We start from the raw sequence: 11,618 nt of genomic DNA, 5'->3' as shown, positions 1-11,618 counted from the left end.
GCCCAGTGAGGAACTTTGCCGACCGCCCGTTCGTCCTCATGGGCGAAGGAGGCTTGCTGCCAATGACCCATTCGCTGCGCCGAGCAGGGGCCGCGATCGCGGCTCTGATCGCCGGGCTGTTCGTCGTTCTCACGCTGTCCCCTGCCGCCGACGCGGCGGCGGCGCCACCTGACGCACAGACTGTGGTGCAAAACTGGAAGAAGGCCCCGCTCTACGTGGTGTCGGGCTCCCCCTTGAGCTCCAGCCAGCAGAGTGACATCAACGACGCGCTGAAGGACGCCGACAGCAAGATCTACGCTGTCGCGCTGCCCGACGGCACCTTTGACAACTCCACCGTCGGGCCGTACCTGTCGTCGCTGGGCAAGGCGCTGGTCGAGGCCGGTCGCCCCCGGGTGACGGTGGTGGTGTTCGACGGCGAGACGATGTTCGCCGGGTCCAACGCCCTGCGGAACAACCTCGCCGGCCAGCTGGTCAAGCTCTCGGTGGACGCCAACTCGGGCGACATCGTGGCGGGCGTGAAGGACTTCGCGAACCGGGTCGACGCGGCGGGCAAGAACGACCGCAGCGGCGCCCTCAGCCCCAGCAGCCAGGCCAACCCCGGCGCCGGCGGCCAGTTCGCGCTGGTGGCCCTGCTCGGCCTGCTGGTGGTCGGCGGTGGCGGCTACTTCCTCTACTCCAAGAACAAGAAGAAGAAGCGCGCCATCCAGGAGGCCAAGGACCTCGCCGCGGTCAAGCAGACCGTGGAGGAGGACGTCACCAAGCTGGGTGAGGAGATCACCGAGCTCGACACCGACGTCACCCTCGCCGGCCAGGGCGGCGGGCACATCACCGAGTGGCAGCAGGCGCTCGACTCCTACGAGAAGGCCAAGGTCCAGCTCAACGCGGTCCAGCGGCCCGACCAGGTCCGCGAGGTCACCCAGACCCTTGAGGACGGCCGTTACGCACTGGCCGTGGTGAAGGCCAAGGTCAACAACCAGCCGATCCCCGAGCGGCGCGCCCCCTGCTTCTTCAACCCGCAGCACGGCCCGTCGGCCCGTGACGTGCGCTGGGCCCCGCCCGGCGGCGCGGTGCGCGACGTGCCGGCCTGCGCGATGGACGCCGAGGCCGTCGAGCGCGGCTTCGACCCGCAGATGCGCGAGGTCATGGTCGACGGTCACCGTCGCCCCTACTACGACGCGGGCCCGGCCTACCAGCCGTACGCCTACGGCTACTACGGCGGCTTCGGCGACATCATGACCGGCATGTTCATCGGCACGATGATGGGCAGCATGTTCCACGGCGGCTGGGGCGGCGGCGGCTACGGCGCCGGCTACGCCGAGGGCTACCAGGACGGCGGCGGCGGCGACCTCGGCGGCGGTGACTTCGGCGGCGGAGGCGACTTCGGCGGCGGAGGCGGCGGCTGGGGCGACTTCGGCGGCGGCGGCGACTTCGGCGGCGGTGACTTCGGCGGCGGCGACTGGTAAACCCCTGCGCCGACCCTGACGGGCGCGCCCTCCCTTTCCGGGGGGCGCGCCTTTTTCGCGTTCCGGTGTCAACCTTCCCGGCCCGCTTCCGCGTTGAGGCCATGTGAGTGATCCATCCGACGACGCCTCCTACGCCGCCTTCGTGGCGGCGGCCTGGGACAGGCACATGGCCGTCGCCGTCCTGCTCGCCGGCGACCGGCACCGGGGCGAGGAGCTGCTGCAGGACTGCCTGGTGCGGCTGTACGTCCATTGGCGACGGGTGCGGTCCGCCGACCCGCACGCCTACCTGCGGCGCATGCTCGCCAACGGCAACGTCAGCCGGTGGCGGCGGCGACGGCGGGAGGTGCCGACCGCCAGTCCGCCCGAGCACACCGATCCCCGCCAGCAGCTCCCCGAGCCGCACGAGGACCTGCGCCGCGCCCTGCTCTCCCTGTCGCCCAGGCAACGGGCGGTGGTGGTGCTGCGGCACTACGAGGACCTGACCGAGAAGGCGGTCGCGGCCGTCCTCGGCTGCTCGGTCGGCGCCGTCAAGAGCCAGCACTCCAGAGCGATGGCGCGCCTGCGCACGGCTCTGCGCGAAGATCAGGAGGCAGCACGATGAAGGACGACCAGGATCTCCTGGCGCGGGCACTGCGTGATCTCGCCCGACGCGAGGGGCCCGCGCCCACGCCCCCGCCGGTGCCCGCGCTGGTACGACGAGGGCGCCGGGCCAGGCGGATCCGCACCGCGACGCGGGCCGCCGCGGGCGCGCTGCTCGCCTCGGCGGCCGCCTTCGTGATCCTCGGCGGCACCGGGATCGGCACTGGGGTCGGCACTGGGATCGCCCCCGCGGGCGCGCCGCCGAGCGCCGCTCCGGCCGGTACGCCGGCGTCCTCGGAAGGAGCGCGCCGGGCGCTGGACGCGCGGTCCGTGCTGCTGGCCGCGGCCGAGTCCGCCGGGCACGGGCCCGCCGCCGCCGGCCGGTACTGGCACGTCCGCGCGCGCACCACCCAGCCGGTACGCCACAATCCGACGTTCTCGGCCAGGGTGGCGCACACCCAGGACACCTGGTACGCGGCCCGCCGGGGTGCGCCCAGCCGGACCGTGACCGGCCAGGACCCGAAGATCACCTTCGCCTCCCCCCAGGACGAGGCTCGATGGAGGCGGCTCGGCTCCCCCGACCTGAGCGGCGGAAAGCCGTCGAGCAATGACTACGCCATGCAACTCCGCTTCCTGATCGGCAACCACCGCTACACGCTCCGCCAGCTGCTGGCCCTCCCGGCCGACGAGGAGAGGCTGGCGGGCCTGCTGCGGCGGCTGTTCGACGAGGAGAAGCCCGGCGACTGGTGGCCCGGCAAGCCCACGTTCACCTCCTATGTGTGGACGACGGCGCAGGACCTGCTCGCCGGTCCCCTCAGTCCGGGAACCCGGTCCGCCCTGTATCGGCTGCTCGCCGGGCAGCCCGCGATCAGGTCGCTGGGCGAGGTCACCGACCCGCTGGGCCGCACCGGCGTCGCCCTGACGCTGACCACGCCGGGCAGCGGTGCGGGGGCGGGCGAGTCGCGCCTGGTCGTGGACGTCGCGACGGGGCGCCTGCTCGCCTACGAGTTGCGCCCGCCGGGACGGTCCGAGCCGCTGATCCAGACCACGTACGAGGAGATGGGCTGGGTGGACCGCCTGGGCGCGCGTCCGTAACGGCCTGTTGTCAGGGGGTCCGGCCTGGTTCGTCCACCACGCCCGCCGCCAGGTCGGCGCTCGCGTAGAACGTGCCCTTGCGGGCCAGCACCTCGCCACCGACCACCTCGTCCTGGAGGGTGTCCACGCGCCTGCCGAGGAAGCGGTAGGTCGCGGAGTCCAGCACCAGGTACGACCGCGAGACGATCCGGCCCTGCGCGTCCCGCGTCGACCCGCCGGGGACGGAGCCGGGGGGCTCGTAGGCGATGCCGATCCCCGCCCGGCCCGCCGCGTCCCGTACGCCGAGGTCCACCCGCACCCCGGGCAGCTCGGCCAGCGCACGGAAGATGGCGGCCTCGACCTTCGGCGGCATGGGGACGCCCGCGTCGAGGTAGACCGACAGCACGCGGAACGCCCGCGCGTCCGGATGTTCGGGCTCCGCGCCCTTCGGCAGGGTCGACCAGTGCCGGTCTCCCCTGACGTGATCCAGCAGCGCGGCGGGGTCGGTGGGGAGGTCGGCGAGCTTGGCCGCGTACTGCCGGGGTGTCAGGTCGTCGTCGCCCGGGTGGGGGGTGATGTCCTGGAATCCCAGGGGGCCGCCGTTCTGGCGGAGGGCCTGGCGGGTGCCGTCGTACCGGGTCCAGTATTCCTGGACCGTGCCTCGCTCCTCGCCGGGCTGCTTGACCAGGTCCTTCCGGTACAACCACTGGTCGGGGCGCGGCTCTTGGTGCTTGCGGCGTCCCTCGGCCACCAGGGCGGCTTGGCGCAGCACCGTCTCGGCGCGTACCGGCATGGTGGTCATGGCGTTCGGCGGGGGCGGGGCCGGGGTGCGGGAACCGTTCACCGCCACGAGCACGGCGGCGGCGGCCGTCGCGGCGGCCAGCAACGACGGCACCGCCCAGAACCGGCGCCTCTTCCGCGCCGGGACCGGAGCCGGGGTTGACGCCGAGGCGAGGGCTCGGGCGCGCACGGCGCGCAGGCGGTCGGCGTCGGGCGCGGGGGCGTCCGCGCGCAGCTCGCGCAGGAGCGTGAGGTCATCGTCCACAGCCGGGGTCCTCCTCGTCGGTGTCGTGGCTGGCTGAGCGCGCGGCGTCGCGGACGCCCGGAGGCGCGGCGTCACGGACGGCTGGGGGCACGGGGTCGTGGCGGGCTGGCGGGGCGGGGTCGTGGAGGGCTGACGGGTCGATGCCGCCCAGGGCCGCCCGGGTCTTCCTCCTGGCGCGGTGCAGGCGCGACCGCACGGTCCCGATCGGGACGCCGAGCGCGCGGGCGACCTCCTCGTAACTGAGGTCCGCCCAGGCGATCATCAGCAGCACTTCGCGGTCCGGCGGCGACAGCGTCGCGAGCGCCCCCGCCAGCTCGCGGTGCACCGCCCCGGCCGACACGCGGGCCGCCACCCGGTCGGCGTAGCTCTCGGCCACCGCGTCGAGGCCCGTCCTGGCCAGGGCGCGGTAGGCCCTGGTCTCGGTACGGCGGTGCTTGCCGATCAGGTTGGCGGCGATGCCGTACAGCCAGGGCCGGGCGTCGCGGTGGGCGGTGTCGTAGCGGGCGAGACGGCGGAAGGCGTCCAGGAACGTCTCGGCCACGATGTCGTCGGCCAGCGAATCGCCCAGGCGGCGGGTGACATATCTGTGGAGCGCGGGGGCGTGCCGGTCGTACAACGCCGAGAAGGCGGCGGGGTCGCTACGGGCACGTCTGATCACCTCCGCGTCGTCCACCTCGGTGTCCTGCGTCAAACTCTCGACTCCGTTCTTCGGACTGAACACCCCCTTTCACCCGACAGGACGGATCCGGTTCTCGTGCGGGCCTCGCAAGAGCTTTGCACCTCTCGGGGACACGATTCGCCTGCCGAGCCGAAGACGAAACGCAAGGCGAAGGTAGTGCGCTCGCTCATGTAACCCTCGCCCCAACATTGGGGATAAGTCCCTTGAACGAGGAGGCTGTGTGGACATCGTCACGGTGGCCAACCAGGTCATGCCCTACATCACGGCGGCCATCGGCGCGTACGGAGCCGCGGTACTCACCAAGACACAGGATCTCGCGGCCGATGAGTCGGTGAATCTGGGCCGCAGGCTGCTGCAACGTTTCCTGGGACGGGAGGAGAGCCGCGACCGCATCGAGGCCGCCGTACAAGAGGTCGTGGAAACGCCCGACGACGAGGACAGCCGCGCCGCCCTGCGGGGACAGCTCAAGAAGGCGCTCACCGCCGATCCGAGACTGGCCGAAGACGTGGTCGCGTTGCTGCGTGCCATCCCGGAGTCCGCGATCGCGGCGAACAACGGCAGTCAGATCGTCTCGGGCAGCTCGATCTCCGGCGACAACATCCAGATCGGTTCGGCACGGGACGTCGACATTCATCGGCGCTGAGAGGCGGTGCGAAACGATCAGCACCTCATGACGCCCCGGCAGCACGTCCGCAAGTCGTGGGCGTGGCACGCCCTGCTGTGTCTCGTCTGCCTGGTGGTTCTCGCGCCGTCGCCATCGAGGCCGGCGAGATCTCCGGAGGCGAACGCGGGGCCGCCCGTTCCCCCGGGTGTGCTTTCCGAGGCGTGGCGGCAGACCGACCACGGCGGTGCGGGCGTCCTCGTGCTCGACGACATGCTGATCATGACGCCTGGAGACAAGATCGAGGGCAGGGACGTCGCCACCGGGCGCGTGTCATGGACCTTCGACGCGTCGGACTTCAGGGACTACACCCCGCCGGAGGAGCAGTTGGGGGCTACTGGCGACTACGTCGTCGCGGCCGCCCCGAACAGCGACGCGGAAGGGGACGACCCTAGTGGCGACAGTCTGCTGATCTTCAACGGCCGTACGGGCACGGTCCTCTGGCAACTCGCCTCCGGGCCGTATGGTGCGGAGCTGCCGACGCCCTTCCTCCGATATCTGGGTGTGGGGCTTGGACGGGTGTTCATTCGCCTGCCCGCCGTCGGCGTGGTCCGAGCGCTCGACGTCCTGGACGGGCGTCAGAAGTGGGCAGTCGCCATGCCTGCGGGCTGCGCCTATGAGGCCGGCGACGCGGACGAGTGGGCGGTCGCGCTGCTGATGAGGTGTGGTCGCCACAGCCGCCTGCGTGTCCTGGAGCCTCTCACCGGGCGCCTGCTGTGGGATCGGGAGGTCTTCCCCCTGGGGAATGCGCTGATCAATCTCACCGGCGGTGCGATCGGCTTGGAAAGCGACAACGCTTTCACCGTCTACGACGTCAACGGTGAGCAACTCTACGCACGCACCGGTGACCTCATGTGCACGTGCATGCTCGCGGCCACAGGCATGGGGCTGCTGGTCGTGCGGCAGTCCAACCGCAGTGACACCGAGACCATGGTGACGGATGTGGTGAATCGCCGCACCGGCCGAATCATCGTCGTCAGCGGCCAGGCGGGCGACCTCGCGTCGGCTGAGGCGATCGAGGGGCGACTGTACGGGTGGCGACGGCTTGGCGAGGACCTCCGGGCCTTCATCGTCGTGATGATCGATCCGGCGACGGGGAGACAGACGCCTGTCGCCACGTATCCAGGCCAGCTGGGCCTGTTCCACCTCGGCCGACATGAACTGCTGTTCAACGCTCCCGCCCCGGACGAGGACACCAGCGTCATGGTCGTCCATCGGCTGACTCCGTCGCGCGACCTCGGTGCCGTCTCCCGAGGCGGCGTCGAGCGCGGCAGGTGGCCCGATGCGTGCGCCCTTCTTCCGCCGTCCGTGCTGGCCGCCGAGTTTCCCGGGGCCGGCTACACGTCACGCCCTCGCCCGGCGCCACCGGAGCTCGGACTGGACACACCCGCCGGTTGCGACCTGATGCCCGACGACGACGAGCACCCCGTTCTCACGCTTTCCATCCTGTGGGTCGGCAGGACCTCGAACGAGGCGGAGGCCGTGCTCGAAGCCGTGACGGGGAGTTTGGATGCGACGCCGGACCAGCTCATCCGTCACAAGCCCGACGTCCGACTGTACGTCGACAAGTACCTGGGCACAGTCGTGGCGCGTGCCGGTGACACAGTGATGCGCCTGGACGGCGTCGACGATCGGGAGGCCGCCGTGCGGCTCGCCCTCCGGATGGCCCGTTCTCGGGAGACGGCGGAATGACCAGCTTGCCAGATGCGGAGTCCCGCGAACCCGCCGCCGCGCAAGTGCTGAGCAACTCGATCGTGGGTGGCGACAACGTCCAGATCGGGTCAGCCCGGGATGTGATCATCAGCCCTCGGCCGTCCGCGAGAAGACATTCGCTGGTGCGGTGGCTCGCCGTCGGCGTCATCCTGGCCACCGCCGTGGCGGTGGCGCAATCATGGCCCGCCCTCGTGGACGCGCTCCGGGACGCTTCCGGCCCGCCCCCGCTGGTCGGCACGGCATCGGCGAGGATAAATGTGGGCGACTCTCTGGCGATGGCGGACGCGTTCTCCACTGACGAGCACGCCCAACTGTTACGCGACCCGACCAACGCGGATCTCATCAGAATTCTGACGCGGCACGGTGCGGCACGCGTGTCGACCATGAACGTGGTGCTGATTCTGGAGGGAGAGCGCAACAGCGCGATCAGGATCATTGACGTCCGGCCGCGGATCCTCAGGTCAGGACCCCCGCCGACGGGCACCTGCCTCACCCTTCCCGCGCAGGGCGGCGCGGAGGAGTACAAAATCGTGGCGGACCTCGACCGGCAAAGGCCCGAAGGCGGCGGCTCGCGCTTCCTGCCCAAGAGCATCGACCTGGCTTACGGCGAGCGGACCACGGTCGAGTTCACCGCGACGGCCAAGCGTCGCTGGTACGAATGGGACATCGAAGTGGTCTACTCCTACAAGGCCGACAGCAAACCTCAGAGCACCTTCTTCAGGGATCCAGATGGACAACCGTTCAGGGTCACCGCAGAGGCCCGGAGGTACTCCACCGTGTGGAACGACCCCAGCGCCTTGAGCCTGGGCTTCCGGGTGACAGGCAGGAACAAGTCGTGCAGAGGACGTTGAGGCTGCTGCTGCCGGCAGTCCTGCTCATGGCGATGCTCTCGGTGCCGGCGAGTGCACCGGCCATGGCCTGGCCGAGCACGCAACTGCGACTGCTCTGGCAGGCCGACGTGTCGATCCCCCTTGACGGCTACGAACACGCTCTCACCGCTCGCGACCTTCTCGTACGCACTTCTCAGGGTGTGCTGGCGCTCGGAACAGGCGACGGGCGCAGAAGCTGGCAGCACCGGCTCACCACGGCGTCCGCGACAGGCTGGGACGTCACCGCCGCTGCCGTCGTCATCGACTACCAGCAGCCGTCGGTGCGGTCGAGCGACCGGCATGAGCTCATCGCCGTGGCCAGTGCCACAGGAAGGCGGCTCTGGCGCAGGCCCGGGTGGTCCCTCCCTCCCGGGTGGCAACGATCTGCCGCCGTCCAGGGCCGGGCGCCGGTGTTCTTCGCATGGCATGCCCAGCGGAGCACCCTGGCAGGCGTTGCCGCCGAAACAGGCCGAGACCTGTGGTCCTTCCACGTACCTGCCGGATGCACGCTTTCCGGCACGGCGGCGCGTGCCGCGGACGCTGTGGTCCTCCTCGCCTGTGGACGATCTTCGCGCATCCTTCGACTGGACCCTGCCACGGGCCGCACACTTACCTCGATTCCCCTCACCGAAAGCGAAACTCGGACATTCCATGCGGCCGATGGTGTGATCGCGGTCCCCGACGGAGAGGGGATCAGCTATTACGACGACCAGGGCCGTGCGGTCGTCCGCCACCGGGAATGCTGGCTTCGGTGCGTCATGGCCCGGAACCGAAACCTGCTGCTGACGACGTACCACAGCGGCGAGGACGACGTCCTCGCCGCGACGTCCTGGCCGGACGGCGCGCCAGTGTGGCAGGTACGACCGGCGCCCAGGTACGCGAACCTGCTGGACGGCGGTGTCGCGGTCCGGGATCTCGGCCAGGGCGGTTTCCCCGTCATCGACATGATCGATCCCAGCGGCGGCGCGGTGACCTCGTACAGCATTCCCCTGCCCGCCGTGCCGTTGGTGGCGGACGGACAGCGGATATACGTGGGAGGCGTCATGTCCGGGGCCGGGCAGACGCGCAGCGTACGTTTCGCCGCCCTGCGCCGAGTCCCGGACGTCAGCGGTCCGCCATGGCTCGGGGGCGCCGATCCGGGACGCTGGCCAGACGCCTGTGGGCTTCGGCCGGACGCGTCGTTCACTCCTGCACCGGTCCAAACGGCACTGTCCGGCTACACGATGCCCAAGCCGATCGCCTGCCGCCATACCCGGCCCGACGGCACGGAACTGGTCGTGAGAGTGCTCTGGGTGGCCGACGACGACCCGGACGACGCCGCCCGCATGATCGACACGCTGGGTGACACGTACGCCTTCCGTCCGGTCGACGGCGTCGGAGACCAGGCTGTGGCCGACGCCGCCCTGCCCAGCACCGTCTACTTCCGGAGCGGTCCGGTGGTGGCGAGCATGACATCGGGCCATCTGCCGCTACGCCACCGACTACTGGAGCTCGCCGGATTCGTCGCCGCGCGGCTCCGGGGCGTGGACGACGACAGCCGGAGGGGAACCGCCCCACCCGGCGCCCCATCCCGGCGGCTGACGCTGGTTCACCTGCCCGGGACGCGCGTGACACTGGCCCAACCCGCTGTCGGCCCCTCTCCGGTTGCGGCGTACCTGCTCGACGGCCACCCGTACGTCCGAGAGCGGCAGACGTTCACCAGGCTCGATCCGACCATGGACGCCCTCTCACCCAACGGCGCCTGGGGAGCCCGGGTGACCGACGCCTACCCCTCGCACGGCCGTGACCCGGTCACGATCCTGGATACCGCGACCCGCTCCACCCGGAAGGTTCCCACCGTGGAAGCGCCCATGGGCGTGGATTACCCTGTCTGGTCTCCAGATGGACGAAACCTGCTGCTGACCGCCAAGGACGCCGGCACGATCACCGGCTTCGTCGTCATCGACCTGGCCGCCATGAGATCCCGGTTCGTCCGGATCCGGCACGGCGGGCGATACGCGGGCTCGTTCCGCTGGGGAGCGGATTCCAGCACTGTGGCTGTGCAGTCAGGGCAGGAGGACGACATCGAGGAGGACCAGCTCGACGTCACGTTCTTCACTCTCGGCGGCACCGTCGAACACCGTTACAAGGATGTGGGGAAACTCCTGGACCGGCAGAACTGGACCTCCCCTTCCGGCCGGATCTTCACCACCCGTTGTGTCAGGCCCGCGGGTCAGATCTGTGCCTGGCGTGTGGAGGACGGTGCCCTGCTCGCCCAGATCCCGGCCAACCCCGACAGCTTCGTCGCCTGGTACGACGAGAGCCATATTCTCGGCTGGACCTCGCTCTCCTCTCGGGACCAGGACGAGGCCATCACCATCCTGAGTTTCCTCGGTGCACCGGGTGGGACGCTGGCCCGAGCCCGTGGACACGATGGACTGCAACTAATCTTCGCCCGGCCGACCTGACTGTGAGCTTGTGCACGGACGTCGACGTCGGGCCCGTCCTCGCTGCCGCCGGGCGTGCGCGCAAAGCCTGCACTCGCCATCCCGTTCTCTTCAGCCTGAAGCTTCACCCTCAGCCCCCTTCAAGCAGGGCTTCGGCGGGATATCGGTCCCCGCACCCCTTATTGATCGCGACCTCGACACACTGGCCGTTGTCACCGCTGGCGCTGGATTACGCCATTCCGCTCCGCCGAGGTCTACTGGGTCCATTTTTTGATCGCATCCTCAATCGCCCGGGGTGTGACGTTCTTCGGCTGTGCGTCCGCTCTGATGGTGTCATACCGCTGCTTGAGGCTCATGACCGCTTCGTGATCTCCAGTGACCTGACCGGAGAGGACCGAGTCGGCGGAGACCACCTCCGAGCCGTCACGCAGCCGCGCCAGCGCGAACGCGCTCATGGTGCCGGCCACACAACCGGCGGCGACGGGCACCAGTTGAATGGTGATGTTCGGATGGCAGGTGAGTTCCAGCAGGTGGCGGAGCTGCTCCGCCAGGATCTCCGGCCCTCCGACCGGGCGGTGCAGCGCTCCTTCGTCGATGAGCGCGAGAAAGGCCGGAGGGCTGTCGCTGTCGAAGATCCTCATGCGCCGCATGCGGGCTTGGACCCGCTCTTCGACACGATCCCGCGGGACGGCGGTGGAGAAGATGGCGCGGGCGTAGCCGGCGGTCTGCAGGATGCCGGGGATCAACAGCGGATCCCAGGATTGCAGGATGACGGCTTGCGGTTCGATCTCCTCGACCCACCGCGCGAACCAGCCCAGAGCGGACAACCGGGAGATCCGCTCATGGAGGCCGGCGAAATGGCCGTCGGTTCCGAACGCCTTGTCCACCTCGCGCGCGAATTCCAGCGTGGGAACCCGCCGGCCTTTCTCGACATGACTGACGAGTGATTCGTGGCAGTGAATGCGTGAAGCAAGCGCGAACTGCGTCAGACGAGCCGCTTTACGGCGTTCCGCGAGGTCGCGAGCGAAACGCGCTCTGGGCGACAAATGGTCGCTGACATCGGAAGTCATAGCGTCTCCGCAGGTCAAGGGCATGGGATTGCCGTCCAG

At 70.0% G+C, this 11,618-nt stretch carries 10 protein-coding genes; 7 read left to right on the top strand and 3 right to left on the bottom strand.

The window, feature by feature from the left end:
• Positions 1 to 62 precede the first annotated feature (62 nt).
• From AB0C33_RS01305 to AB0C33_RS01295, 3 genes are all read left to right on the top strand, one after another.
• Positions 63 to 1,463 (top strand): hypothetical protein, encoded by a 1,401-nt coding sequence (locus tag AB0C33_RS01305; protein WP_358282471.1) that lies wholly within the window; start codon positions 63 to 65, stop codon positions 1,461 to 1,463.
• A gap of 103 nt (positions 1,464 to 1,566) precedes the next feature.
• On the top strand, positions 1,567 to 2,064 hold the full coding sequence (locus tag AB0C33_RS01300; RefSeq protein ID WP_358282469.1) for a SigE family RNA polymerase sigma factor: 498 nt from the start codon (positions 1,567 to 1,569) through the stop codon (positions 2,062 to 2,064).
• A complete protein-coding gene (locus AB0C33_RS01295) occupies positions 2,061 to 3,137 on the top strand; it encodes a CU044_5270 family protein (protein WP_358282467.1) in 1,077 nt (358 codons plus the stop codon). Before AB0C33_RS01300 ends, AB0C33_RS01295 begins: the two co-directional genes overlap by 4 nt.
• Positions 3,138 to 3,147: 10 nt before the next feature.
• Here AB0C33_RS01295 and AB0C33_RS01290 read toward each other — a convergent pair whose 3' ends face one another.
• Both AB0C33_RS01290 and AB0C33_RS01285 read right to left on the bottom strand, forming a co-directional pair.
• A complete protein-coding gene (locus AB0C33_RS01290) occupies positions 3,148 to 4,161 on the bottom strand; it encodes a CU044_5270 family protein (protein ID WP_358282465.1) in 1,014 nt (337 codons plus the stop codon).
• The gene (locus AB0C33_RS01285; RefSeq protein WP_358282463.1) at positions 4,151 to 4,852 is read right to left on the bottom strand and encodes an RNA polymerase sigma factor; all 702 of its coding nucleotides are present in this window, start codon (positions 4,850 to 4,852) and stop codon (positions 4,151 to 4,153) included. Before AB0C33_RS01285 ends, AB0C33_RS01290 begins: the two co-directional genes overlap by 11 nt.
• 208 nt (positions 4,853 to 5,060) lie before the next feature.
• Between AB0C33_RS01285 and AB0C33_RS01280 the strand changes: the two genes are divergently transcribed.
• The 4 genes from AB0C33_RS01280 (at position 5,061) to AB0C33_RS01265 (ending at position 10,530) form a co-directional block, all read left to right on the top strand.
• The gene (locus tag AB0C33_RS01280; protein ID WP_358282461.1) at positions 5,061 to 5,483 is read left to right on the top strand and encodes a hypothetical protein; all 423 of its coding nucleotides are present in this window, start codon (positions 5,061 to 5,063) and stop codon (positions 5,481 to 5,483) included.
• Positions 5,484 to 5,702: 219 nt separating this feature from the next.
• A complete protein-coding gene (locus AB0C33_RS01275) occupies positions 5,703 to 7,193 on the top strand; it encodes a PQQ-binding-like beta-propeller repeat protein (RefSeq protein WP_358282459.1) in 1,491 nt (496 codons plus the stop codon).
• Positions 7,190 to 8,065 (top strand): hypothetical protein, encoded by an 876-nt coding sequence (locus tag AB0C33_RS01270; protein WP_358282457.1) that lies wholly within the window; start codon positions 7,190 to 7,192, stop codon positions 8,063 to 8,065. Before AB0C33_RS01275 ends, AB0C33_RS01270 begins: the two co-directional genes overlap by 4 nt.
• A complete protein-coding gene (locus AB0C33_RS01265) occupies positions 8,062 to 10,530 on the top strand; it encodes a PQQ-binding-like beta-propeller repeat protein (RefSeq protein WP_358282455.1) in 2,469 nt (822 codons plus the stop codon). The genes AB0C33_RS01270 and AB0C33_RS01265 overlap by 4 nt, the downstream gene beginning before the upstream one ends.
• A 233-nt stretch (positions 10,531 to 10,763) precedes the next feature.
• Here the strand turns inward: AB0C33_RS01265 and AB0C33_RS01260 are convergent, their stop codons facing one another.
• On the bottom strand, positions 10,764 to 11,579 hold the full coding sequence (locus AB0C33_RS01260) for a helix-turn-helix transcriptional regulator (RefSeq protein WP_358282453.1): 816 nt from the start codon (positions 11,577 to 11,579) through the stop codon (positions 10,764 to 10,766).
• Positions 11,580 to 11,618: the final 39 nt, after the last annotated feature.

It is taken from the genome of Nonomuraea sp. NPDC048881, from assembly GCF_040649795.1.
Classification (GTDB): domain Bacteria; phylum Actinomycetota; class Actinomycetes; order Streptosporangiales; family Streptosporangiaceae; genus Nonomuraea.
The sequence above is the reverse complement of the archived record's forward strand: the minus strand, read 5'-3'. Positions and strand labels throughout refer to the sequence as shown.

Bases quoted from the DNA above. Each gene is read 5' to 3' on its own strand.
- AB0C33_RS01305 (WP_358282471.1), top strand. From the start codon at position 63: ATGACCCATTCGCTGCGCCGAGCAGGGGCCGCGATCGCGGCTCTGATC.
- AB0C33_RS01295 (WP_358282467.1), top strand. From the start codon at position 2,061: ATGAAGGACGACCAGGATCTCCTGGCGCGGGCACTGCGTGATCTCGCC.
- AB0C33_RS01270 (WP_358282457.1), top strand. From the start codon at position 7,190: ATGACCAGCTTGCCAGATGCGGAGTCCCGCGAACCCGCCGCCGCGCAA.
- AB0C33_RS01260 (WP_358282453.1), bottom strand. From the start codon at position 11,579: ATGACTTCCGATGTCAGCGACCATTTGTCGCCCAGAGCGCGTTTCGCT.